A 23178-nucleotide genomic window follows, 5' to 3' on the forward strand; every position below is an offset into this window, starting at 1 on the left:
GGTTGGACGCCGATCTTTGGCCCGAAGTCTTCACTGATCAGGCCTGAGCTTCACCCGCCGGGTTCAAATTCCGTTGAACATGCTGCCTGCGCGTGGTCATCCGCGCGGGTTTGCGCCACGGTGCCAAGACAAGTTCGTGGGTGGAAACAGAGGGCGAGATGGTCAGAGCGATTGCTGCGTTTATGATCATGCTAACCTGCGGTTGCCGCCAAGAGGTGACGATGCTGACGCAGGATCAGCTTGCGGCGCTGTTGGAGCAGGATCGCCAGATAACCTTGAACCGCGCCGGCGTCACCGGCACGGCACACGTGAACGCCGACCAGAGCTTTTTCGTTGAGGTTCCTCGGTTGGGTCGGGACACCGGCATCTGGTGGCAGGAGGGCGACAGGATCTGCAGCCGCTGGAAGACGTTCCGCAAAGATCAGAACCTCTGCGCCGTGGTGGGGCAGGTTGAGGATGGCACGTATCGCGGCTACACACCGGGGCGAGGTTCTTATCTCGGAGAGTTCACTCTCCTGCCTTAACCGATTGCCCACCGCTTCGCCGCATCAACCTCGATCCCCTGTGGCGAAATCCGCGTGCCGACCACCAACCGCTCAACCCCCTGCGCTTGCGCTGCCTCAAAGGCCACCGCATAGGTCGGGTCGATATCGGCGGCCAGCGCGAAGCGGTCGCAGTCGGTGCGTTGCACCAGATACAGCATGATCGCGCGGTGGCCCTGCTCGGCCATGGCGGCCAGCTCGCCCAGATGTTTGGTGCCGCGAGCGGTGACGCTGTCGGGGAACTCGGCCAGACCGGGCTGGCGGGAGAGCGTGACGCTTTTGACCTCGACATAGGCATCCGGCAGGCCGGGTTGGGTCAGCAGGAAATCAATGCGGCTGTTCTGGCCGTATTTCACCTCGGCCCGGAGGGTTTCATAGGCGGCCAGTTCGGGGATCTCGCCACTCTCCAATGCCGTACGCAGTGCCCGGTTCGGGACCGAAGTATCAACGCCGGTGAAATGACCATTCTCATGATCGACCAGCCGCCAGCCAAATTTCAGCTTTTTCTTCGGGTCATCATTGGGCTCCAACCAGATTTTCTCACCCGGTTCAGCCAGCCCCATCATCGAGCCCGGATTGGCGCAGTGGGCTGTCACCTCACGCCCATCCTCTAGCGTGCAATCGGCTAGAAAGCGTTTGTAGCGGCGGATCAGGCGGGCGGGGACAAGGGGGGTTTCAAATCTCATGCCCCACGGCCTATACCTGCCCCAACAGCCGATCAAGAGGGGGCGCGCGCCATGGCCAATCCAACCGCTGCAATGCTTGTCATCGGGGATGAGATCCTCTCGGGCCGGACGCGCGATGCGAACATGCACTACCTTGCGGGTGAGTTGACCAAGCATGGCATCGACCTGAAAGAAGTGCGTATTGTCAGCGATGACGCCCCGGCGATCGAGGCGGCGGTCAAGGCGCTGTCGTTGTCCTACGACAATGTCTTCACCAGCGGCGGCATCGGGCCGACACATGACGATATCACCGCAGACTGCATCGCCCGTGCTTTCGACACTCCGATTGACGTGCGCGACGATGCGCGGGCGCTGTTGCAGGCGCATTACGACAAGTCGGGGCTGGAGTTGAACGAGGCCCGCCTGCGTATGGCCCGCATTCCTGATGGGGCCGCGCTGATCGACAATCCGGTCTCAACTGCGCCTGGATTTACCATCGAAAACGTGCATGTGATGGCCGGGGTGCCCTCGGTCTTTCAAGCCATGGTCGCGAGCGTGTTGCCGGGCCTGACGGGCGGTAGCCCGCTGTTGTCGCAGACCTTGCGGGTGGATCGGGGCGAAGGCGACATTGCTGCCACGTTGTCTGCACTGGCTGAGGCGTTCTCGGACCTGTCCATCGGCTGCTATCCGTTTCAGATCAACGGGGTCTTTGGGGCCAACGTGGTGATCCGGGGGACAGAGGGTGCGCGCATCGACGCGGCCATGACCCAATTGGCAAAAGAGCTGGAGTTGTGAGCATCAACTGGCCCGACATCGTTGACGGAACATGGCCCGCTGCGCGCTATGAGGCCCTTGGCCCCTTCCGCCTGCGCGAAGGGCAGGGGGGTGGATCACGCGTATCCGCCTCTAATGCGCTGGGTGACGCGACCGAGGCCGATATCATCGCGGCCGAGGGCGCCATGCAGGCCATGGGCCAGAAACGCATCTTTTGCCTATGGCCCGATGACCACAAGCTCGACGCCCAACTGGAAGCGCGCGGCTACGAGGTTCTGGATCCGGTCAACATCTACGCCTGTCCGCCGGAACACCTCACCGATCAGCCTCTGCCCCGCGTGACCGCGTTCGGCATCTGGCCCCCGCTTGCAGTCATGGAGGAGATCTGGGCCAAGGGCGGTATTGGCCCTGAACGTCTGGCAGTGATGGAGCGTGCTGCGGGCCCCAAGACCGCGTTCCTATTGCGGCATTCTGATCGCCCGGCAGGAACGGTGTTCATGGCGATGCAGGGCGATGTGGCCATGGTGCATGCGCTTGAAATCCTGCCCGATCACCGCCGTCAGGGTCTGGGCCAATGGGCCATGCGGGCAGCAGCCTTCTGGGCGCGGGACAATGGGGCGAAAACGCTCAGCGTGATCTGTACAAAGACCAACGACGGGGCGAATGGCCTCTACCGTGCGCTCGGGATGGAGATTGTCGGGGAATACCATTATCGTCAACGCGTCTAAGGAGTTAAGAAAGCCCGTGACCCAGACTGATCTACCCACCGCGCTGAACCTGCCCATGGCTGACCCTTTGCCGCCCGAGACGCAGAAATACTTTGATGTCTGCCTCGAAAAGCTGGGCATGGTGCCGAATGTGCTGAAGGCCTACGCGTTCGACATCGACAAGCTGAACGCCTTCACGGCTATGTATAACGACCTGATGCTGGCAGATAGCGGGCTGTCCAAGCTCGAACGTGAGATGATCGCGGTCGTCGTCTCCTCGATCAACAAGTGTTTCTATTGTCTGGTCGCTCATGGTGCGGCCGTGCGGCAGATGTCCGGTGATCCGCAATTGGGCGAGATGCTGGTGATGAACTACCGCACCGCCCCTCTGGAAACGCGCCAGCGTGCGATGTTGGATTTTGCGGCCAAGATGACCACCTCAAGCGCCGAGATTGAAGAGGCCGACCGCCAGCATTTGCGCGATCAGGGCTTTAGCGACCGGGATATCTGGGACATCGCCAACGTCACCGGGTTCTTCAATATGTCCAACCGGGTGGCCAGTGCAACCGCCATGGCCCCCAACCCAGAATATCACGCGCAAGCCCGATGATCCGACGCCTCGCCCTTGCCTTTTGTCTGATGTCCGGGCCGGTTCTGGCGCAAGATCTGACCCTGCCCGCCAGCGCCCGTCAGATCAGTGAGAGAACCTCACCGCGGGACAGCTATGAGCTGCCCACAGGGCCCGTTGCAGATGGCATAGTCCCGTCTCGCACCGTCGAGGGTCGGGTCGAGCGGCTGACATGGCGCTTGCAGGCGGGCTCTAGCACGACGCTGCAATTGCTGGCTCCGCTGCGGGATCAGCTCGTGGCGCAAGGCTTTGATATTCTGTTTGAATGTGAGGCCCGGACCTGTGGCGGGTTCGATTTCCGCTTCGGAACCGAAGTGGTTCCAACACCGGACATGTATGTCGCCATTCGCGACTATCGTTTTCTGTCTGCCACCAAAGGCGAAGAGGCGCTTAGCCTCCTGGTCAGCCGCAACCCGCCGGATGGCTATGTGCAACTGATCCGCGTTGCGCCCGTTGATGCTCCGGCTCCAACGCCTGTGGTCGTTGAGCAATCCGCCAGCGGAACCGAAGGCCTTTTGGACGCGTTGCAACAGTCGGGCCATGTGATTCTGGACGATTTGCATTTCCGCACCGGTGAGGTGGCACTGGGCGACGGCCCATTCGCCTCCTTGTCGTTGCTGGCGCAGTTCCTGGCCGACAACCCGTCGACCCGGTTGGCGTTGGTCGGGCATACTGATGATACCGGCACGTTGCAGGCCAATACAAAGGTCAGTACCGAACGGGCGCAGGCCGTGCGCGCCCGCCTGATCGAAACGCATGGCGTCGCGGCGGATCGGATCGAGGCACAGGGTGTGGGATATCTTGCGCCGTTAACCTCGAACTCGACGCCGGAAGGGCGCGACCTGAATCGCAGGGTTGAGGCGGTTTTGCTGGTCAACTGACGCTTGCACAAAAAAAGACCCGCACGAAGAACGCACGGGCCGATCCAGTTCACCGGGAGAATTACCAGTCCATCGCGCCTTTTTCGGAATAAGCGTCAACGAGGAAGTCTATGAAGGCCCGTACCTTGGGCTGAGTGAAACGGCCTGGAGGATAGACCGCGTAGATGCCTTGCACCTCATCCGGCAGGGATGGCATTGCATCCACAACCTCACCTGATTTGAGCGCATCGGCATAGAGGTAACTGGGCAGATAGGCGATCCCGAGGCCCGAGACCGCCGCGTTCAACAGCGATTGCCCGTCGTTCACGCTAAGCCAACCGGCCGTGCGCACCTGACGTTTCTCACCCGATGGGGCCGTCAGGCGCCAGACATTGCCCGAAGATTGGCTGGAATAGTGCAGCAGCTTGTGTTCGTTCAGATCGTCGATCTTCTGCGGCCGTCCGTATTTCTCAATGTAGCTGGGGGCTGCGACCATGCGCTTGACGGTTTCCGTCAGCTTACGGGCGCGCAAAGTGCTGTCTTCCAGCTCTCCGATGCGAACGGCGACGTCAAAGCCTTCAGAAATCAGTTCCACGTAGCGGTTGTTCAGCACCATGTTCACGGTGATGTCGGGATAGGTGGCCAGAAAATCCGACAGGACAGGCGACAGATGATTGACGCCAAAGTCTGTCGCCACGCTGATCCGCAGCAGGCCAGAAGGGGCCGATTGCATCGCGGTGACCAGCGAATCCGCCTCACCCGCGTCGTTCAGCACCCGGCGGGCGCGGTCGTAATAGGCCAAACCAATCTCGGTCGGAGAAACGCGGCGTGTGGTCCGGTTGAGCAGTCGTGCACCCAGCCGCGACTCGAGGCTGGACACGTGCTTGGAAACGGCTGATTTGGAGATACCCATCTTCTTGGCCGCATCGGTGAAGCCACCTTGGTCCACCACATTGGCAAAGGCTTCCATTTCCGTCAGTCGATCCATTCTCGTTCCCCAGGTCTTGCTACTTGATGTGACTTTCGCCTGCAATCTGGGCGGAATCGGGGCAGACATGGGATAATATCGGGGTTTTGAATCGGATCGTTTGCGTATCAGAAACGCGGAAACAGTCGTTTCGCGGGATGGTGATCGCCCTGTAACGGTGTGTTTTCTGGAAAATCTTTCAGATGTGCTAGGTTGAGAATGGCATTTTTGTGACGAGGGAGGAGATCATGAAAGCCATTTTGACAACCATTTCAGTGGCTCTGTTTGCCACAGCTGCTTGGGCGCAGGACCAAACGCCATCCGCGCCGGGCGCGCAGGTCTATTTCGCGAACCTTGCCGACGGCGACACAGTGCAATCGCCGGTCACGGTGGTCTTTGGCCTCAGCGGCATGGGCGTCGCGCCTGCAGGGACCGAAGCGGACAATACCGGCCACCACCACCTGCTGATCAACCGCCCGCCATTAGGTCAGGGCGAAGACGGTGCGGATGAGATGCTTTATGGTCTGCCCGCAGACGACAACCACATGCATTTCGGCGGTGGCCAGACCGAGGTCACTCTGGATCTGCCCGCAGGTCAGCACACACTGCAACTGGTTCTGGGCGATGCGGGTCACGTGCCGCATAGCCCTCCGGTTGTGTCCGAAGTGATTACGATTTCGGTTGAGTAGAGCGACCACCGGACACCCCCACGACCAAGAGTGTTGGGGGGGTCTAAAGGTTTGAAGCACATGCTCTAAGATGCTATTTCTGTGATCACGTTTGCGTGATCATGGGGGTCGCAATGCAGGTTGTGTACGGCGTGAACAGGTCTTTTCTGTTTCCGGCTTTGCTGTCGGCATACTCCGCTGTCAAAAATGCCAGAAAGTCCTTGGGTGTGACGATCTTCGGGCAAGATTTCACAGGCGAAGACATCGCGATCATTGAACAGGCCAATCAATCCCTCACGGGAGGGACGATTTCGTACCGGAAATTCGATCTGGATCAGCTGCAAGGCTTTTCCGAGTACAAATCGAAATACCCAGCGATCACGATGCTGCCGCTGTTCCTGCCCCAGCTTTGCGAAAAGCGCTGCATTTTTGTGGACGCGGACACTCTGGTTGTTTCGGATGTTTGGGAATTGCTGGAGATGGACCTTGAAGGGCAGCCCTTTGCCGCTTGTGTGGATATGGGATTGGTGACGCTTGGCGGAGGGGATTTTCTGCGTCCCTCCCTGCAGCAGATTTTCAGACCGGGGCGCGAGCACAAAAAGTCACTCAGCCGCGTGAGCAAGAGTATTCGGCTGGGGTTCATACCCGGCGAAGGGTATTTCAATGCCGGTATCATGGTGATGGACTGTTCAGCCATTCACGGTGATCGCGAATTGCGCGAGATTAGCGATTTCGAGAAGCTGGTGCCGCACATTCCCTACTTGCCCGAGCAGGACAGAATGAACCAACTGTTTCAGGGGCGCTGGTTTCACCTTCCTATTCAGTGGAACACGCGGCCTCAGATCTGGTTTGACGCGCACAGTCCGAAATACCGCAAAATGTCCAAGGCGTTCCGCCAGAATCTGAGTGATGCAAACAGAACTCCAAAAATCTGGCACTATGTCGGCGGCAAAAAACCGTGGCGGGCGACGCGAATGGCGCGACTGCTGTTCCATCGCGCCTATCGCGACTACGAAACCTACATGGCCCGTTTCGAGAAAGAGACGGGTCTGACCTTCACCATGTAGGCCTCAGTGCCTCTACATGGCTGCGGCCAGACGTGTGCCCTGATTGATCGCCCGTTTCGCATCCAATTCCGCCGCGACATCTGCGCCACCAATCACATGCGGGGTGATCCCGCGCTCGATCAGGGCGTCTGCAAGGCTGCGCTCGGACAGTTGACCGGAACACAGAACGATGGTGTCCACAGCAATCACCGTCGGGTCGGCGCGTTCTTCACCAAAGCTGATATGCAGGCCGTCGTCGTCGATATGCTCATAGTTCACTCCGCCGACGAAGTTGACGTTTTTCATCTTCAACGTCGCGCGGTGAATCCAACCGGTGGTCTTACCCAAGCCTTTGCCATGCGCCTGCTTCTTGCGCTGCAGCAACGTGATCCGACGTGCTGGGGCTGCAGGCTGAGGGCCTTCCGGTGCCAGACCCGAGCGATGCTGCTCCGGGTCGGTTACGCCCCATTCCTTCATCCAAGCTGGCAGGTCGGTGGTGATGCTGTGGCCGTCTTCCAGCAGGAACTCGGACACGTCAAAGCCGATTCCGCCCGCGCCGATCACGGCGACGGATTTGCCGACCTCTGCTTTCTCGCGCAGCACGTCGATGTAACTGATGACGTTGTCGCGGTCCTGACCGGGGATTTCCGGATCACGCGGGATGACGCCGGTGGCGATGACAACCTCGTCAAAGCTGGTCAGGTCGTCGGCGCTGACTTCGCGGTTCAGTTCCACTTTCACGCCCAGATCTTCCATCATGGTGCGGTACCAGTCGACCAGCCCCCAGAATTCCTCTTTCCCCGGCACCTGTTTCGCCATGTTCAACTGCCCACCGATCTCCGACGCGCGGTCGAACAGCGTGACGTCATGGCCGCGCTGGGCGGCGGTCATGGCGGTAGACAGACCGGCCGGGCCAGCGCCCACAATGGCAACGGTCTTGCGCGTCTCGGCCTTGCCAATGACCAGTTCGGTCTCATGGCAGGCACGGGGATTGACCAAGCAAGAGGTCAGCTTGCCGCCGAACGTGTGGTCCAGACAGGCCTGGTTGCAGGCGATACACGGCGCGATCTGCGCGGACTGACCGGCAACCGCCTTGTTGACGAAATCCGCATCCGCCAGCATCGGACGCGCCAGCGAGACCATGTCGGCGCAGCCGGTCGACAGAACCTCTTCTGCGACCTCGGGCGTGTTGATCCGGTTCGAGGTGATCACCGGGATACCAACCTTGCCCATCAGCTTTTTGGTCACCCAGGCAAAAGCCGCGCGCGGAACGCTGGTTGCGATGGTGGGAATCCGTGCCTCGTGCCAGCCGATGCCTGTGTTGATGATCGTAGCGCCGGCTTGTTCGATCCGCTGTGCAAGTTCTACCACCTCTTCATGGGTTGACCCATTCGGGACCAGATCGATCATCGACAGGCGATAGATGATGATGAAATCCCTACCCACAGCCTCACGCGTGCGCCGCACAACCTCGATCGGCAGGCGCATCCGGTTTTCATAGGAGCCGCCCCAGCGATCCTCGCGTTTGTTTGTATGGGTCACGAGGAACTGGTTCAGGAAATACCCCTCGGAGCCCATGATCTCGACCCCGTCATAGCCCGCCTTCTGGGCAAGAACAGCCGCGTTCACGATGTCGCTGATCTGCTTCTCGATCCCGTCTTCGTCCAACTCGTTGGGTGGGAACGGAGAAATCGGGGATTTCACCGGGCTGGGCGCTACGCATTTGGGACCATAGGCATAACGTCCGGCGTGCAGAATTTGCATCGCAATCTTGCCGCCCGCCTCATGCACGCGGTCAGTCACGACCGAGTGGTTCGCCACGTCCTTATCGGTGGTCATCATCGCCGCGCCCGGCAGCACGGACCCTTCGAGGTTCGGGCCAATCCCGCCCGTCACCATCAGCGCCACGCCCCCGCGTGCGCGATCGGCATAGAACTCGGCCACGCGGTTCCAGTCGCCGGTCTCTTCCAACCCGGTATGCATCGAGCCCATCAGCACGCGGTTCTTCAACGTGGTAAAGCCCAGGTCCAGCGGGGCCAGCATGTTTGGGTATGCAGTCATGGCGAACTCTCCCTTCCGAAGTTGAGGAATAGATTGACGTTCGCGTAAACATTGTCACGCGAAACCTAACGTCATCCCCTTTGCGCCTGTCGCGCGGCTTGATAGAGAGGTCGCGAACCCTATCCAAGAGGCCCCGCATGACCCCGGAAGAGATCGCCAAACTGCCCTATCGCCCCTGTGTCGGGCTGATGCTGATGAATGCCGAGGGCAAGATTTTCGTCGGGCAGCGCAATGACCGCCACAAGGACGCCTGGCAGATGCCTCAGGGCGGGGTGGACAAGGGCGAGGACCCCCGCGACGCTGCCCTGCGCGAATTGTGGGAAGAAACCGGCGTGACCGCTGATCTGGTCGAGGTCGTGGCCGAGACTGACGGCTGGCTGCCCTATGATCTGCCCCACGACATCGTTCCGAAAATCTGGAAAGGCCGCTATCGCGGGCAAGAGCAGAAATGGTTTCTGCTGCGCTTCACCGGCCAGGACGACCAGATCAATATTGCAACGGATCATCCCGAATTCACCAGCTGGAAATGGCAGGCCCCGGATCAACTGGTCGAAGAAATCGTGCCGTTCAAACGCGCGGTCTACGAGCAGGTGATTGCAGCGTTTCGATCGGAGCTGGGGTAGTTTGATTGTGAAATCACTGGCAAGACCCTTGGGGCGGGTGAGAACATGAGCGCGCGGACCATGAGAAGGCAGCAACGGGAGCGGGTTTGTTGAGAGTCGCCGTGGTCTCGTGCATGAAGAACGAAGGACCTTTCGTCCTAGAATGGATCGCATACCATAAAGCCATCGGTTTCAGTGATATCTATGTGGTCACAAATGACTGTACGGACGGGACGGACCTGATTTTGCAGCGGCTACACCAATATGGTGTTGTGCATCATCTCGACCAGACCCTGAGCCCTGATGAAAAGCCACAACTGAAGGGTATCAAGACTGTCATGGGGCTTCCCCAAATGGCACAAACGAACTGGTTGCTGCACATTGATGCGGACGAATTCCTGAGAGTCTCGGTTGGCAAAGGTCATGTGCAGGACCTGTTGAAAATCTGCAGTCACGCAGACAACATCGCTCTGCTGTGGCGTCCTTTCGGCAGTGCTGGGCATTCGTTTTGGCGAGGGGGGAGTGTTTTACGTGCGTTTTTATGCTGCCAAAGGCATCCTCGTAGCGCAAATGCTGGGCACAAATCCATGTTTCGTCCCAACAAGTTTGCCTATGCGACCGACCATATGCCCAAAAGCCCATTTGAAGCAGGGGTTCTATCCGTCAATTCCACCGGAACAAAAATCAAGGGGGCAGCCGTCAACCACCCAACGCGGTCCCGCTATCGGCTTCCGTCTGAGCATTTGACTTGGGACGTCGCCTGTATTCACCACTACGCGGTCAGGTCTCAGGATGTGTTTCTAATGAAAAACGACCGGGGCGACGGAATGGCGCGCGGTCACAGAAAATACTTCCTGGGATCAAATTTCTACCGTCGCCACAACCGCAACGCGACTAAGGACGTTGGAATGTTGGATCATGTCGACGCTGTGGACGCGCTTGTTTCCGAATGGCTGCAGGACTCTGAACTACGCCGCCTTGAACAAAATGCTCTGCGGGCCTTTCAGGATCGGCGCGATCAGTTTTTGACACCGCAGCGCATAAAAGACCTGACTATTTAGCAGCTCACGCGGGGGTTTGAGGTCAATCACCTCCCCGCACGTTGCCGTGAGGGGGCGTGGTTCGGGTCAAGGCGTGCCTCTAGCTTGGGGGCATGAAAGACACCCTGCCAGACCCCATCACCATCAAACCCGCCGGACGGCGATTTCAGGGCTCGGACCAGCGCGCGCCTCTGCGTGAGGGATTGCGGGGATGCGGAGAGTTCGGCCCGTCTCAGACCGCGGGGCGTTTCTACCCGATGGCCTGCGTCGCGCTTGAGGTAACGCAGCGCTGCAATCTGGACTGCACGCTCTGCTACCTCTCGGACCGGGCCGAGATGACCTACGATCCCCCGCTTTCGGTCCTGTTTGCGCGGATTACCACGATCCGCAGCCACTACGGCCGGGGTGTTTCCGTTCAATTGACCGGCGGCGATCCGACCTTGCGCAAGGTTGACGACCTTGAGGCGCTTTGCCGCGAGATCAAGCGGCTGGGCATGCGCTCCTGCCTGATGACCAACGGTATCCGCGCCAGCCGGGCGATGCTGACGCGATTGGCCGCAGCGGGGCTGGATGACGTGGCCTTTCACGTGGATATGACGCAAGAGCGCAACGGGTTCGCCTCCGAAATGGAGCTCAACCGCGTGCGCAAAGCCTATATCGACCGGGCGCGCGGTTTGGGGCTGCGTATTCTCTTCAATACGACCGTTTTTGGCGGCAACTTTGCTGAAATCCCGGCTTTGGCCCGGTTCCTGCGGGACCAGCCCGAGGTTGGTTTTGTCTCGTTCCAGATGCAGGCGGATACCGGGCGCGGTGTGTTGCGGGCGCGACCCGATGCAATCACGCAAGACAGCGTCATCCGCGCGGTCGAGCAGGGCTATGGCACGTCTTTGCATTTTGACTCGGCGGCCGTCGGGCATTCCAGTTGCAACCGGTACAGCAGCGTAGTTTCGGCGGGTGGCAAGGCCGTGTCTTTGCTGTCGAACCAGCGCCTGGTGCAGCGAGTGATTGCGGCGCTTGAGGAGGTGGATACAGGCCAAGACGCTCATATCCGCATTCGCCCCAGCGTGGGACGCCTGATCCGCCGCCATCCTTTGCTGGCCCTTTGGGCGCTTGGCCATCTGGCCGGATGCCTTCTGCGGCTGGGGTCGGGGTTGCTCCGCGGGCCGGTGCGGCGGCAGGCCGTGTTCATCCATAATTTCATGGCCGCGGATGCGTTAGAGGAAGACCGCTGCGCCTCCTGCGTGTTCATGGTGGCGACAGCCAACGGACCGCTCTCCATGTGCGTCCACAACGCACAGCGGGATCAGCATCTGGCTGCTCCGGATCGGGTGGACAGCCCGATGGGCACCTATTGGTGGAACGCGGCGACGCGCGGTCTGTCTGCGCGCCCGAATCTGCCCGTGCTGAAAGACCCCGAGGCGGCCCCGCTGAAACGCCTAAAAGGGCAGTTGCGCGCTGCCCGTCAAAGCCGAAAGGACGCTTCATGAGACAGTTTTTGATCCTGATGCTGCTGCCGCTTCTGGCCGCCTGCGCCAGCGTCGAGAGGTTGGCTTTACCCGCCGCGACGCCCTTGCCCGACACGGCCCTGACCCGCGACGCCCCCCCTCCGGGTGAGAGGGTGGATCATGGCGATTGGACCCGCTTTCTGACCCGCTATGTGGCCCCCGATGCGCGAGGTGTGAACCGAGTGGCCTATGGGCAGGTAAGCGCGGCAGATGGCGCTCTGCTGGATGATTATCTGACCGAGCTGCAGACCGTTGATCCGGCCAATCTGACCCGCGATCAACAATTGGCCTATTGGATTAACCTCTATAACGCGCTGACGGTGGATGTGGTGCTTGAGGCCTACCCGGTCCCGTCGATCCGGGACATCAAAGATGGGCCCTTGTCGATCGGCCCGTGGGGTCGCCCGCTGGCCGTGGTGTCGGGTCAGGGCCTGACCCTCAACGACATTGAGCACCGCATCATCCGACCGACTTTCAATGAGCCGCGCATCCACTACGCGCTGAATTGCGCAGCGGTCGGGTGCCCGAACCTGATGGCCCGCGCTTGGGAGGCCAAAACGCTGGAGCGCGACCTCGCCGCAGCCGAGCACGCCTATGTCAACGACCCGCGCGGGGTGCGGTTTGATGATCAGGGGCGGTTGATCCTGTCGAAGATTTACATCTGGTTCCGCGAGGATTTCGGGCCGAATGAACAGGCCGTGATCGCCTATCTTGGAACAGCAGCCGACCCGGAGTTGCAACAGCGCCTCAAACAAGCCCGACGTGTGAATGCTTATGAGTATGATTGGGCTTTGAACGACGCCGCCGCCGGGTCTTGAAGGCGCGGAGTCAAGGCCTTCAGGCCGCCGCGCGATCGCCAGACCGCCCGCACGGGCTGGCGATTTTGAAGCCTCACAAACAGAAACCTCGTCGGCGGTACTTGGCTGGCATAAAGCACACCGTTCCACCGTTTGATCGCCATCCCGCGGTCTGGCAATCGCGCGGCTTGGCGCCCTATAACAACCCTTCTTCGCGCAGCAATTCTTGCATGTTCGCCTCGGGGCGCGGGCCGATATGGCTGATCACTTCGCGCGCGCAGACATTGCCGATCTTGGCGCAGGTCTCATAGTCGCGGCCGGTGGCCATGCCGAACAGGAAACCGGCGGCGAACTGATCGCCTGCGCCGGTCGCATCCACGGGCACTACTTTTTCGACCGGCACGTCATACCGCGCATCGCCGTTCAGAACCGTCACGCCATCGCCCGAACGGGTGCAGACGACCAGAGGGCAGATCGCGGCGGTTTTGGCCAGTGCGTCCTCAAGATCGTCGGTTTCGAACAGGGATTTGATCTCGGCCTCATTACCGATCACGAAGTCCAGTTCGTTCTCGATCAGCAGCAGGAAATCGACCCGGTGACGCTCGACGCAGAAAGGATCGGAAATGGCGATACCGGCCTTGCCGCCGCCCTTGTGGCAGGCGCGCGCGGCCTCAAGAAACGCGGCTTTGCCCTTTTCCTTGTCGAACAGATACCCCTCGAGGAACATGATCTGGCTGTTCCCGGCAACCTCGTCCGAGACGTCCTGAGACGACAGTTCCGAGGAAATCCCCAGATAGGTGTTCATCGACCGCTCGCCATCAGGCGAGACAAAGATCATTGAGCGCGAGGTCGGCAGCTCGCCACCCGGCACAGGCGGGTTCACGAAATCCACACCGTCTTCGTTCATCGCATCGGCATAGAAGCGACCCAACGCGTCATCATGCACACGGCCAATAAAGGCGGCATCCAGACCCAGCGCACCCGCGCCCGCGATCGTATTCGCGACCGAGCCGCCCGGCGTCTGCACTCGGCCTTCCATCGAGGCATAGAGCACTTCGCCGCGCTCCTGCTCGATCAGTTGCATGATGCCTTTTTCAATGCCCATCAGTTCCAGGAAACTGTCATCGGCCTGGGAAATGACATCCACAACGGCATTTCCGATGCCGGTCAGTTGGTAGGTTTTCATAGGGTCTTGTCCTCGAATTGACAGAGATCACGGATGATACAGGTCGGGCATTGCGGCTTGCGCGCTTTGCAGTGATAGCGCCCGTGCAGGATCAGCCAGTGATGTGCATGGAGTTGAAAGTCGGCTGGAATATTGTCCTCGATGGCGCGTTCGACGGCGTCTACGTCCTTACCGGGGCAAATACCAGTGCGGTTGCCGACACGGAAAATATGCGTGTCCACTGCTTGCGCTGGTTGCCGCCACCACATGTTCAAAACCACATTGGCCGTCTTGCGCCCGACACCGGGCAGGGATTGTAACGCAGCGCGGGAATTGGGAACCTCACCGTCGTAGTCTTCGACCAGTATACGGCTGAGCTTGATGACGTTCTTCGCCTTCTGGCGGAACAGTCCGATGGTTTTGATGTGCTGGGTCAGGCCCTCTTCGCCCAGATCCAGCATCTTTTGCGGAGTGTCTGCGATCTTGAACAGCTCACGCGTGGCTTTGTTGACGCCCGCATCGGTCGCCTGCGCCGACAGCGCCACTGCCACGACCAGAGTGTAGACGTTCACATGCTCCAGCTCGCCCTTGGGTTCCGGGTCGGCCTCTTGAAAGCGCGTAAAGATCTCGCGGATCGTGTGATAATCGAGTTGCTTTGCCATCCGCGCCTTAATGCCGCCCAAGGGCCAATGACACAAGCCCAAAGCCAATGCGCAAGTTCCGGGTCGCGGGAGCGTGAGCTGCGCGTTATGGTTCAGATCAACAGATGAGGTGAAAGCCATGAACGTCCAGACGCACGAAAGCGGATACCACTACAACGTCATGCGCCGCGCGATTGAGTTGATCGATCAGGGCGGCGAAACCCTCAGCCTTGAAGAACTGGCCAGTCAGATGGGCATGAGCCCCGCCCATTTCCAGCGCCTGTTCTCGCGCTGGACCGGGGTGTCGCCGAAGCGGTACCAGCAATATCTGACTTTGGGCCATGCCAAGGCGCTGCTGCGGGAACGGTTCACTACGTTGGAGACCGCCCACAATGTCGGCCTGTCCGGCAGCGGTCGCCTGCATGATCTTTTCCTGAAATGGGAATCGATGAGCCCCGGTGAGTACGCCCGCAAAGGCGCGGGGCTGACGGTCTACTGGGGGTGGTTCGATTGCCCCTTTGGTCCGGCGCTGGTCATGGGGACCGACAAGGGTATCTGTGGCATGGCGTTCGGTGCAGAAACCGGTGAGGCCGCCGCGATGGAGGACATGACCGCGCGCTGGCCCAAAGCCAATTTCGTCGAGGAAGCCGAAAAGCTGCGTCCTTGGGTCGAGGCCTCTTTTGGCGCGGACCGGTCCGAAACACCATTGCATCTGATCGGCTCACCCCTGCAGATCAAGGTTTGGGAGGCGCTAATGCATATCCCTTCGGGTCAGGTCACAACTTATTCAGAGATCGCACAGCGGGTGGGGTCGCCTCAGGCGGTGCGCGCGGTGGGGACGGCGGTTGGCCGCAATCCGGTCAGCTGGTTAATCCCCTGCCACCGAGCCTTGCGCAAGTCGGGAGGTCTGGGCGGATACCACTGGGGTCTGCCGGTGAAGCGCGCGATGCTGGCCTATGAGGCCGCGCAGGCGGATGCCTGAAATAGAGCGAGGCACCGCGAGGTGCCTCACCGCTGGATCCCCAAGAGTGTTTACTCGGGCACCCAGCCGCCGACGGCTTTGACCTCAAGGAAGTCTTCCAGGCCGAATACACCACCCTCGCGGCCGTTGCCGGATTGCTTCATGCCACCGAACGGAGAACCGGCGCTGCGCGACTGGCCGTTCATCTCCACCATCCCGGACCGCAACACCCGCGCCATACGGTTGGCGCGCGCGCCGTTCTGTGTCTGGACATAGTTGGTCAGGCCATAGGGCGTGTCATTGGCGATCTCGACGGCTTCTTCCTCGGTGTCGAAGGGGATCATGGTCAGAACTGGGCCGAAGATCTCCTGACGCGCAATGGTCATCTGGTTGTTGGCATCTGCAAACACCGTCGGGCGCACGTAGTAGCCTTTGTTCAACCCCTCGGGCCGTCCGGTACCACCCGCAACTAGCCGCGCGCCTTCATCAATACCGGCTTGGATGAGGTCCTGAATTTTGGTCCACTGAAGCTCATTCACAACGGGGCCGATATGGCGGCCTTCCTCCGTTGCAGGACCGACCGTGACAGCATTGGCCACTTCGGCTGCGGTCTCAACGGCCTTGTCATAAATCGGGCGCTGCACCAGCATACGGCTGGGGGCGTTACAGCTTTGGCCGGTGTTGTTCATCATGTGCAGAACGCCGCGTTTCACGGCCTTTTCATCCGCGTCCTCAAAGATCACGTTGGCGCCTTTACCGCCCAGCTCCAGATGCACTTTCTTTAGCGTATCGGCAGCGCTTTTCGAGATCGCAGTGCCCGCGCGGGTCGAGCCGGTGAAGCTGATCATGTCCACATCCGGATGCGCAGAGAGTTGCGAACCGACACCCACGCCATCGCCGTTCACCAGATTGAATACTCCTGGTGGGAAACCGGCCTCGTCCATCAGTTCGGCAAAGATCATCGCGTTCAGGGGGCTTTGCTCGGATGGTTTCAGAACCATCGTACAGCCCGCGATGGCCGCCGCGCCTACCTTGAGGGTGATCTGGTTCATTGGCCAGTTCCACGGGGTGATCAGACCTGCGACACCCACGGCTTCATAAATGATGCGATCATTGGGGGCGTGATCGCCCAGTGGGCGCTCGAATTCAAACGCCTTGGCAGCGCGGATGAAGTTCTTCAGGTGATAGATCCCGGCACCGGATTGAGCCGTGCGCGACATGTCGATCGGCGCGCCCATCTCAAGCGACATGGCCTGCGCCAGGTCCTCGGACCGGGTCATGTAGAGGTCGGCCAGCTTTTCAACCAGGGCGATACGCTCTTGGACCGGCGTAGCCATCCAGCCGAGCAAGGCCGCCTTGGCCGCGGCAACGGCGGCGTCAGTGTCGGCCTGAGCGCCGAGGGAGATCACCGCGCAGGGTTCCTCGGTCGAGGGGTTGATTACCTCGAAATCATTCGCCTCAGATGGAGCAACCCATTGACCGTTAATGTAGAAATCGCGTTTTTCGATCATGGCGTATCCTCCGGGCCGTGATGTCAAAGACTGGTTTTGCCGCACAGTCTGTCATTCGCTCTGAGGCGCGGCAAGGGGGTAATTTGATCAAATTTGTTTGGCGACCTCCCGGAAAAAGACTTTTGCGGAAGGTTTAACTCTGGCGCAAAGTGGTTAGGTTCACAGCATTCGACTCGGTCAGTAACCAAAGAAGGAGTTGCACCATGGGTTTGCGTATCAACGACACGGTCCCGAATTTCACCGCAGAGACGGATCAGGGCACCATTCAGTTTCACGATTGGATTGGTGACAGCTGGGCGATCCTGTTCTCGCATCCCAAGGACTTCACCCCGGTCTGCACCACCGAGTTTTCGGCTGTGGCCCAGTTGAACGACGAATGGGCGGCGCGCAATACCAAGGTGATCGGTGTTTCGGTCGACGGGGTCGAGGACCACAAGAAGTGGAAGAAAGACATCGAAGCCTATGGCAAGGCCAACCCCGGTTTCCCGATCATCGCAGATGATGGGCTGGCGGTGTCCAAGGCCTTTGACATGCTGCCCGCCGAGGCCTATCTGCCCGATGGCCGCACTCCTGCGGATAGCGCCACCGTACGTTCGGTTTTCATCATCGGACCCGACAAGCAGTTGAAACTGTCGATGACCTATCCGATGACCGTTGGCCGGAACTTTGCCGAGATCCTGCGGGCACTGGACGGGTTGCAGATGTCGTCCAAGGGTGTTGCGACACCTGCGAACTGGGTGCCGGGTGAGGATGTGATCATCCCGCCCACCGTTTCGAACGAAGACGCCAAAGCGAAGTTTGGTGAGTTCGAGACGATCTTCCCTTATCTGCGCAAGACCAAGGCTCCGTCCTGATTTAGGTCGGGTCAGGGGGGCTGTCTGCCCCCCATCGCGCCTGAGGCGCCATTCCCCCCGAGGATATTTTCAGCCAGATGAAGCAGGCGGGCGCTGCGGGTGCAGGTGGAGCTGTGCTCGGTAAGCGGCGCGTTTGACTTCGCGGGTCAGTTTGTCTGAGAAGGGCGGTTTCGTCTGGATGGTCGAGCCGCCGATATCGCGGGCCACTTCGCGGTTGCCGCTGCCCAGAACGGCATGGATGGGCTGACCGGTGATCCAGTGCATTTGCAGGAAGGTATCCACAGGGCGGTCGATTTGATCGGTCGCCTTCAGGAGCCGTTTGGCGGCGTTGCGGCCGACCATCTGGCAGACGCATTGCAGGCCGATCACTTTGGGCAGGATCACGCTTAGGCCATCTTGCTCGGCCAGTGTGTGGGCCGCGACTTCGCGTTGTTTGACGGGGATGCGGATATAGTGATCCGGGGTGGCGATGGCGCGCAGCATTTTGATGGCTTGGGCTATTTTGTCAGGATCGACGCGCAGGTCATCTTCGGTGATGATGGCCAGGTCGATCTCTTCATCCACCAGTTTCTGCCAGAGGCGACGGTGGCTTTGGAATACGCCGATCTCCGCGGGGCGCAGGTCGAACGGGTAGTGCGGTTTGTGCAGGGTGCCGGGATGCAGGCTGACATCTGCGATCTGGTCCGGGTCGCGCCCGTTGGTCGCCTCAAACAGTTCGGCATTCGGCAAGTCCTTGCACAGCTGGTCTGCGTTGGCGCGGCGGGCCGTACTGGAGGACATATGGATGATGAAAGATCGCATGCCCCCGTGCATAGAACACGCGGGCATGCGGGGGAAGCGAAACCGGAGAAAAACGCCTCCCCCAAACGGGTTTAGAAACTGTAGCGCAGGCCGAAGTTCAGGCTGAACGTGTCCAGATCGTCCTCGACCGTGCCGGTCAGGGCACCGTTCGGGGCCAGACGCTCGGACGAGACGTCAAACGCGCGGGAATAGCGCGCGTCGACGGTGAAGGCAGTGTTGGCGTTGATATCATAGGCGACCCCGGCGATCAGTTGGGCGGCAAAGTTGGTGTCGCTGTCGTCCAGCTCGACCCCCGGCCCGTAGGCGAAGTTGATATCCGAATAGGTGGCCCCCAGACCAAAGCCCGCATATGGGGTCAGCGGACCGGATTGTTTGAAGTCAAACAGGATGTTGGCAAAAAGCGAGGTCTGTGTGATGTCGCCCGAAACATTGGCCTCGGCCGCAGGGCCATTGCCCGAGAAGTTCACGCCATCCACGTCATTGTCGCGGTAGGACAGCTCCAGCTCGATCCGGGTGCCGATGCTGTCGTTTGACCATTGGGGGATCTCTTTGCCGAATGCGATACCCAGCCCGTACCCGGCGTCGAAATCCGTATCGACGGTTTGAGAGTTGCCGCCGATTGTGCCCGAGAAATCTGTGTCCTGCAGTTGGCTGTAACCAACGAAGCCCTGGATATAAGCACCGTCGGTCAAGCTCTGCGCTGCTACAGCGGATGCCCCGAGTGTCAGTGCCGCCGAGGCAAGAATAAGTCGCGTAGCCATGTTCGTGTCCTTTGTTCCACATTGCGTATGGCGCAGATGTGGGCAGAACGTGGCCAAAGGGAAGCCCACGGGCTTTCACTTCGGATCACAGCAATTTGGAGGGGCGTGACCGAATAATTTTGCAATGGACGGCTGTGTTTTGTTGCAGCAGTTACGGCTTGTAAAACGTTGTTCTTCCCGTCGGTTCAGGCCGAAACTGTTCCCATTTCGGGCAGAGCTCGCGGTACGGTCAAATCTGCCTGCAGCATACGGGCTTCAAAAGCTTTCATGACCGGAAGGGCGGTGTTCCCGTAATATGCCGCATCCACAAACAACTCTGGAAACAGTTCACACAACTCGCGTTTCACTGCAGGGGCCAGAGCGTCCATTGTTGTGTCACCGGGGAAAAAGGACTCGGACCAAACGCCTTCGACATTCACCAATTCGTGTTGGTCGAAAAGCAGATGGATATACACAACTTCGTTCTCTGGCGACATGTGGCGAATGCGTGTGCCGTCTACAAGGGCTTTGGCTGGGGCGAGCATCATGGAGTTGAAGAAGTGAACCTCCATCAGGTCGGATGTCACGACTATTCTGTGTTGCGGCGATACCTTCAAGTCGCGCGACGGAAGCCCATTTGCGAAGTGGTTCATTGGAATACAGACCGGACGTAAATGTGGCGCTTTGACCAGGTCGTCCAAGGACAAGCGACGGAACCCAATCCACCTGACGGGCGCGGCGCGACCCTGGGCCGTCAGAACCATATCGCCAGGCTTAAGTGTCTCGATCCGGCGGTCCCCCTCTGGGGTCTTGATCAGCGCCCCTTCGGTGAAACAGACGAACGAGGGCAGTGTTTCGTATTCTGAAGGTGGTGCTGTTATGATCGAGTTGTTGGTGTTTTCAATCGTGTCGCCGACCTCTACCTCGCCTGAAGTGACGACAATGTACTGTGGGTTGAAAAACTGCAGCAGAGTAAAGGTAACAGGTTCTCCACCAACGTCGCCGCTATAGGTTTCAAAGACCTGGAAGTTTGTCGAGTTTCCAATGAAACCCGGTACTGCGCTGACATCTAGCTGCAGTCCACCATCCGCGTCTGGGTCTTCCAGTTCGTCGTCATTGTCGACGATGGCAACCTGAAATGCGGCCAGAACGACGACATCTGAACTACCGAGCGGGTCAACGTCTATTTCGTAAATCGTAATAAACTTCATGTTGGGCGTGCCCTAAATAAATGAAGAAAATTCGAAGTTACGCTGAAGGATACACGCTATAGGAGAGTTTTGATAGTTATTAGTTGTTTGGCCTTGTCGGGAGCGCCCGCGGCATCCCAATTGAAAAAAAGACCCCGGACAAGGCCGGGGTCTTTCTGCTTTGGAAAGGGGCAGATTACTCTGCGTCTTCCTTCTTTTCTTTCTTCTCAGGAACGATCTCTTCGCCGGTTTCCTGATCGACGACTTTCATCGATAGGCGGACCTTGCCGCGATCGTCGAAGCCCAGCAGTTTGACCTTAACTTCCTGACCTTCTTTCAGAACATCCGACGGATGGTTCAGGCGGCGGTTTTCGATCTGGGACACGTGGACAAGGCCGTCGCGCTTGCCAAAGAAGTTCACGAAGGCACCGAAGTCGACGATCTTGACCACTTTACCGGTGTAGATCTGACCTTCTTCCGGCTCGGCCACGATCGAATAGATCATGTCATAGGCCTTCTGGATCGACTCACCATCCGGCGAGGCGATCTTGATGACGCCGTCGTCGTTGATGTCGACCTTGGCACCCGAAACCTCGACGATCTCACGGATGACCTTACCACCCGAGCCGATCACTTCGCGGATCTTGTCAGTCGGGATGTTCATGGTCTCGATGCGCGGAGCGTGGACCGAGAATTCGTTGGTCTCGGACAGGGCTTTGCCCATCTCGCTCAGGATGTGCATACGGCCATCTTTGGCCTGTGCCAGAGCGGTCTCCATGATCTCGGGCGTGATGCCCGCAACCTTGATGTCCATCTGCAGCGAGGTGATGCCGTTTTCGGTCCCCGCCACCTTGAAGTCCATGTCGCCCAGGTGGTCTTCGTCACCCAGAATGTCGGTCAGAACAGCGTAGTCACCGTCATCTTCCAGGATCAGACCCATGGCCACACCGGCAACCGGTGCTTTCAGCGGAACACCCGCGTCCATCATCGACAGCGAACCGCCGCAGACGGAAGCCATCGAGGACGAGCCGTTGGATTCAGTGATCTCCGACACCACGCGAACGGTGTAGGGGAAGTCGGTCGGCGCAGGCAGAACCGCCTGCAGCGCGCGCCATGCCAGCTTGCCGTGACCGATCTCACGACGGCCGGGCGAGCCAACGCGGCCCACTTCACCAACCGAATAGGGGGGGAAGTTATAGTGCAGCAGGAAGTTCGATTTGAAGTTGCCGTGCAGTGCGTCGATGAACTGCTCATCGTCACCGGTGCCCAGCGTGGTTACGGCCAGCGCCTGAGTTTCACCACGGGTGAACAGGGCGGAACCGTGGGTCCGGGGCAGCATCGAGGTTTCGGCTTCGATGGCACGCACGTCGGTGGTCGAGCGACCGTCGATGCGCTTGCCGCCCTTGACGACGTCACCGCGCAGGATGCCAGCTTCCAGCTTTTTCATTGCCGCGCCGAGGTTCGCGTCTTCCAGCTGTTCCTCGGTCAGCGCTTCTTTGATCGCTTCACGGGCCGCGGCAACAGCGGCGGTGCGCTCTTGCTTGTCGGTGATCGCGAATGCGGCGCGCATCTGCTCTTCACCGGCTTCGGAAACAGCGGCGTAGAGGCTCGAATAGTCGGGTGCTGCGAACTCAAACGGCTCTTTTGCGGTTTCTTCGGCCAGATCGATGATCAGGTCCAGAACCGGCTGGATTTGCTCATGCGCGAAGTTCACGGCACCCAGCATTTCGGCCTCGGACAGCTCGTAAGCTTCCGATTCCACCATCATCACGGCGTTTTTGGTACCGGCAACAACCAGGTCCAGACGCTGTTCGGGGTTCAGGCGCAGGTCCTGCATGTCGTCCACGGTCGGGTTCAGGACGTATTCGCCATCCACGAAACCAACGCGGGCACCGGCGATCGGGCCCATGAACGGCGCGCCGGAAATGGTCAGAGCAGCGGATGCCGCGATCATCGCAACGATGTCGGGGTCGTTGACCAGATCGTGGCTCAGTACGGTGCACATCACCAGAACTTCGTTTTTGAAGCCGTCAACGAACAGCGGGCGGATCGGACGGTCGATCAGACGCGCGGTCAGCGTCTCTTTCTCGGTCGGGCGCGCCTCGCGCTTGAAGAAGCCACCCGGAACTTTACCGGCGGCATAGTATTTCTCTTGGTAGTGGACGGTCAGCGGGAAAAAATCCTGACCGGGCTTTTGTTGCTTGGCAAAGGTCACGTTGGCCATGACGCTGGTTTCGCCCAGCGTGGCAATCACGGTGCCGTCCGCCTGACGGGCAACCTTGCCTGTTTCCAGTGTGAGCGTCTCTTCGCCCCACTGCATAGATTTCTTAGTTACATCAAACATATGCGTATCCTAGAACGGAGCACTCCCGCCCCTGCGGGTCTCCGGTTTGCATGGCGGCCCCATTGCCGCCGACCCCACTTTATCTTCCATTCGAGTGCCGGGGTCAGGG

General features: G+C 59.6%; 23 protein-coding genes. 13 read left to right on the forward strand and 10 right to left on the reverse strand.

Going from position 1 to position 23178, the window contains the following annotated elements; genetic code table 11:
• Positions 1-158: 158 nt before the first annotated feature.
• Complete coding sequence (locus tag J7394_RS06850; RefSeq protein WP_209251813.1) at positions 159-524, forward strand: hypothetical protein; 366 nt, start codon at positions 159-161, stop codon at positions 522-524.
• Here J7394_RS06850 and sfsA read toward each other — a convergent pair.
• Positions 521-1228, reverse strand: a complete 708-nt coding sequence (gene sfsA, locus J7394_RS06855; protein WP_209251816.1) for a DNA/RNA nuclease SfsA — start codon at positions 1226-1228, stop codon at positions 521-523. The genes J7394_RS06850 and sfsA overlap by 4 nt on opposite strands.
• A gap of 51 nt (positions 1229-1279) precedes the next feature.
• Between sfsA and J7394_RS06860 the strand changes: the two genes are divergently transcribed.
• The 4 genes from J7394_RS06860 to J7394_RS06875 are packed head-to-tail and all read left to right on the forward strand — an operon-like array spanning position 1280 to position 4197.
• Positions 1280-2002: a molybdopterin-binding protein gene (locus tag J7394_RS06860; protein ID WP_209251818.1), complete on the forward strand. Its 723-nt coding sequence runs from the start codon at positions 1280-1282 to the stop codon at positions 2000-2002.
• The gene (locus J7394_RS06865) at positions 1999-2709 is read left to right on the forward strand and encodes a GNAT family N-acetyltransferase (RefSeq protein ID WP_209251820.1); all 711 of its coding nucleotides are present in this window, start codon (positions 1999-2001) and stop codon (positions 2707-2709) included. Before J7394_RS06860 ends, J7394_RS06865 begins: the two co-directional genes overlap by 4 nt.
• A 16-nt stretch (positions 2710-2725) precedes the next feature.
• A complete protein-coding gene (locus tag J7394_RS06870; protein WP_371811967.1) occupies positions 2726-3298 on the forward strand; it encodes a peroxidase-related enzyme in 573 nt (190 codons plus the stop codon).
• Positions 3295-4197, forward strand: a complete 903-nt coding sequence (locus J7394_RS06875; protein WP_209251823.1) for an OmpA family protein — start codon at positions 3295-3297, stop codon at positions 4195-4197. The genes J7394_RS06870 and J7394_RS06875 overlap by 4 nt, the downstream gene beginning before the upstream one ends.
• 61 nt (positions 4198-4258) lie before the next feature.
• Here J7394_RS06875 and J7394_RS06880 read toward each other — a convergent pair whose 3' ends face one another.
• Positions 4259-5164, reverse strand: coding sequence for a LysR family transcriptional regulator (locus J7394_RS06880; protein ID WP_170473069.1), 906 nt, complete (start codon positions 5162-5164; stop codon positions 4259-4261).
• A gap of 227 nt (positions 5165-5391) precedes the next feature.
• On the opposite strand from J7394_RS06880, the gene J7394_RS06885 reads away from it, so the two are divergent.
• Both J7394_RS06885 and J7394_RS06890 read left to right on the forward strand, forming a co-directional pair.
• On the forward strand, positions 5392-5832 hold the full coding sequence (locus tag J7394_RS06885; RefSeq protein WP_209251825.1) for a DUF4399 domain-containing protein: 441 nt from the start codon (positions 5392-5394) through the stop codon (positions 5830-5832).
• Between the two features lie 113 nt (positions 5833-5945).
• Positions 5946-6878 carry a glycosyltransferase gene (locus J7394_RS06890; protein WP_209251827.1) on the forward strand — a complete coding sequence of 311 codons (933 nt, stop codon included), beginning with the start codon at positions 5946-5948 and terminating at the stop codon, positions 6876-6878.
• A 12-nt stretch (positions 6879-6890) separates the two neighbouring features.
• On the opposite strand, the gene J7394_RS06895 is transcribed toward J7394_RS06890, so the two are convergent.
• Positions 6891-8918 (reverse strand): NADPH-dependent 2,4-dienoyl-CoA reductase, encoded by a 2028-nt coding sequence (locus tag J7394_RS06895; protein ID WP_209251829.1) that lies wholly within the window; start codon positions 8916-8918, stop codon positions 6891-6893.
• 137 nt (positions 8919-9055) lie between these two features.
• Here J7394_RS06895 and J7394_RS06900 point away from each other — a divergent pair, with 137 nt between their 5' ends.
• The 4 genes from J7394_RS06900 to J7394_RS06915 all read left to right on the forward strand — a co-directional run bounded on the left by J7394_RS06900 (position 9056) and on the right by J7394_RS06915 (position 12883).
• A complete protein-coding gene (locus tag J7394_RS06900) occupies positions 9056-9541 on the forward strand; it encodes an RNA pyrophosphohydrolase (RefSeq protein ID WP_209251831.1) in 486 nt (161 codons plus the stop codon).
• A gap of 113 nt (positions 9542-9654) precedes the next feature.
• Positions 9655-10581: a glycosyltransferase family 2 protein gene (locus tag J7394_RS06905; RefSeq protein WP_209251836.1), complete on the forward strand. Its 927-nt coding sequence runs from the start codon at positions 9655-9657 to the stop codon at positions 10579-10581.
• 92 nt (positions 10582-10673) lie between these two features.
• On the forward strand, positions 10674-12047 hold the full coding sequence (locus tag J7394_RS06910; RefSeq protein ID WP_209251838.1) for a radical SAM protein: 1374 nt from the start codon (positions 10674-10676) through the stop codon (positions 12045-12047).
• Entirely contained in the window at positions 12044-12883 is an 840-nt protein-coding gene (locus J7394_RS06915; RefSeq protein ID WP_209251840.1) for a DUF547 domain-containing protein, read from the forward strand. The genes J7394_RS06910 and J7394_RS06915 overlap by 4 nt, the downstream gene beginning before the upstream one ends.
• Positions 12884-13058: 175 nt before the next feature.
• Here J7394_RS06915 and J7394_RS06920 read toward each other — a convergent pair whose 3' ends face one another.
• Positions 13059-14048: an adenosine kinase gene (locus J7394_RS06920; protein ID WP_209251842.1), complete on the reverse strand. Its 990-nt coding sequence runs from the start codon at positions 14046-14048 to the stop codon at positions 13059-13061.
• A complete protein-coding gene (nth, locus tag J7394_RS06925; protein ID WP_209251844.1) occupies positions 14045-14689 on the reverse strand; it encodes an endonuclease III in 645 nt (214 codons plus the stop codon). The genes J7394_RS06920 and nth overlap by 4 nt, the downstream gene beginning before the upstream one ends.
• Before the next feature lie 118 nt (positions 14690-14807).
• Here nth and J7394_RS06930 point away from each other — a divergent pair, with 118 nt between their 5' ends.
• The gene (locus tag J7394_RS06930; RefSeq protein ID WP_209251846.1) at positions 14808-15650 is read left to right on the forward strand and encodes a bifunctional helix-turn-helix domain-containing protein/methylated-DNA--[protein]-cysteine S-methyltransferase; all 843 of its coding nucleotides are present in this window, start codon (positions 14808-14810) and stop codon (positions 15648-15650) included.
• Between the two features lie 50 nt (positions 15651-15700).
• On the opposite strand, the gene J7394_RS06935 is transcribed toward J7394_RS06930, so the two are convergent.
• Positions 15701-17140: an aldehyde dehydrogenase family protein gene (locus J7394_RS06935; RefSeq protein ID WP_209251848.1), complete on the reverse strand. Its 1440-nt coding sequence runs from the start codon at positions 17138-17140 to the stop codon at positions 15701-15703.
• 203 nt (positions 17141-17343) lie between these two features.
• Between J7394_RS06935 and J7394_RS06940 the strand changes: the two genes are divergently transcribed.
• Entirely contained in the window at positions 17344-17994 is a 651-nt protein-coding gene (locus tag J7394_RS06940) for a peroxiredoxin (RefSeq protein WP_170459651.1), read from the forward strand.
• A gap of 69 nt (positions 17995-18063) precedes the next feature.
• Here J7394_RS06940 and J7394_RS06945 read toward each other — a convergent pair whose 3' ends face one another.
• The 4 genes from J7394_RS06945 to pnp form a co-directional block, all read right to left on the reverse strand.
• The gene (locus tag J7394_RS06945) at positions 18064-18795 is read right to left on the reverse strand and encodes a glycosyltransferase family 25 protein (RefSeq protein ID WP_209251850.1); all 732 of its coding nucleotides are present in this window, start codon (positions 18793-18795) and stop codon (positions 18064-18066) included.
• Between the two features lie 71 nt (positions 18796-18866).
• The gene (locus tag J7394_RS06950; RefSeq protein ID WP_209251852.1) at positions 18867-19556 is read right to left on the reverse strand and encodes an outer membrane protein; all 690 of its coding nucleotides are present in this window, start codon (positions 19554-19556) and stop codon (positions 18867-18869) included.
• Between the two features lie 185 nt (positions 19557-19741).
• Positions 19742-20746, reverse strand: a complete 1005-nt coding sequence (locus tag J7394_RS06955; protein WP_209251854.1) for a Hint domain-containing protein — start codon at positions 20744-20746, stop codon at positions 19742-19744.
• A 175-nt stretch (positions 20747-20921) separates the two neighbouring features.
• The gene (gene pnp, locus J7394_RS06960; RefSeq protein ID WP_209251856.1) at positions 20922-23069 is read right to left on the reverse strand and encodes a polyribonucleotide nucleotidyltransferase; all 2148 of its coding nucleotides are present in this window, start codon (positions 23067-23069) and stop codon (positions 20922-20924) included.
• Positions 23070-23178: the final 109 nt, after the last annotated feature.

This window comes from Ruegeria sp. R13_0 (assembly GCF_017743995.1).
Classification (GTDB): domain Bacteria; phylum Pseudomonadota; class Alphaproteobacteria; order Rhodobacterales; family Rhodobacteraceae; genus Ruegeria.

Bases quoted from the DNA above. Each gene is read 5' to 3' on its own strand.
- J7394_RS06850 (WP_209251813.1), top strand. From the start codon at position 159: ATGGTCAGAGCGATTGCTGCGTTTATGATCATGCTAACCTGCGGTTGC.
- sfsA (WP_209251816.1), bottom strand. From the start codon at position 1,228: ATGAGATTTGAAACCCCCCTTGTCCCCGCCCGCCTGATCCGCCGCTAC.
- J7394_RS06860 (WP_209251818.1), top strand. From the start codon at position 1,280: ATGGCCAATCCAACCGCTGCAATGCTTGTCATCGGGGATGAGATCCTC.
- J7394_RS06875 (WP_209251823.1), top strand. From the start codon at position 3,295: ATGATCCGACGCCTCGCCCTTGCCTTTTGTCTGATGTCCGGGCCGGTT.
- J7394_RS06880 (WP_170473069.1), bottom strand. From the start codon at position 5,164: ATGGATCGACTGACGGAAATGGAAGCCTTTGCCAATGTGGTGGACCAA.
- J7394_RS06885 (WP_209251825.1), top strand. From the start codon at position 5,392: ATGAAAGCCATTTTGACAACCATTTCAGTGGCTCTGTTTGCCACAGCT.
- J7394_RS06890 (WP_209251827.1), top strand. From the start codon at position 5,946: ATGCAGGTTGTGTACGGCGTGAACAGGTCTTTTCTGTTTCCGGCTTTG.
- J7394_RS06895 (WP_209251829.1), bottom strand. From the start codon at position 8,918: ATGACTGCATACCCAAACATGCTGGCCCCGCTGGACCTGGGCTTTACC.
- J7394_RS06900 (WP_209251831.1), top strand. From the start codon at position 9,056: ATGACCCCGGAAGAGATCGCCAAACTGCCCTATCGCCCCTGTGTCGGG.
- J7394_RS06905 (WP_209251836.1), top strand. From the start codon at position 9,655: ATGAAGAACGAAGGACCTTTCGTCCTAGAATGGATCGCATACCATAAA.
- J7394_RS06910 (WP_209251838.1), top strand. From the start codon at position 10,674: ATGAAAGACACCCTGCCAGACCCCATCACCATCAAACCCGCCGGACGG.
- J7394_RS06915 (WP_209251840.1), top strand. From the start codon at position 12,044: ATGAGACAGTTTTTGATCCTGATGCTGCTGCCGCTTCTGGCCGCCTGC.
- J7394_RS06920 (WP_209251842.1), bottom strand. From the start codon at position 14,048: ATGAAAACCTACCAACTGACCGGCATCGGAAATGCCGTTGTGGATGTC.
- nth (WP_209251844.1), bottom strand. From the start codon at position 14,689: ATGGCAAAGCAACTCGATTATCACACGATCCGCGAGATCTTTACGCGC.
- J7394_RS06930 (WP_209251846.1), top strand. From the start codon at position 14,808: ATGAACGTCCAGACGCACGAAAGCGGATACCACTACAACGTCATGCGC.
- J7394_RS06935 (WP_209251848.1), bottom strand. From the start codon at position 17,140: ATGATCGAAAAACGCGATTTCTACATTAACGGTCAATGGGTTGCTCCA.
- J7394_RS06940 (WP_170459651.1), top strand. From the start codon at position 17,344: ATGGGTTTGCGTATCAACGACACGGTCCCGAATTTCACCGCAGAGACG.
- J7394_RS06945 (WP_209251850.1), bottom strand. From the start codon at position 18,795: ATGCGATCTTTCATCATCCATATGTCCTCCAGTACGGCCCGCCGCGCC.
- J7394_RS06950 (WP_209251852.1), bottom strand. From the start codon at position 19,556: ATGGCTACGCGACTTATTCTTGCCTCGGCGGCACTGACACTCGGGGCA.
- J7394_RS06955 (WP_209251854.1), bottom strand. From the start codon at position 20,746: ATGAAGTTTATTACGATTTACGAAATAGACGTTGACCCGCTCGGTAGT.
- pnp (WP_209251856.1), bottom strand. From the start codon at position 23,069: ATGTTTGATGTAACTAAGAAATCTATGCAGTGGGGCGAAGAGACGCTC.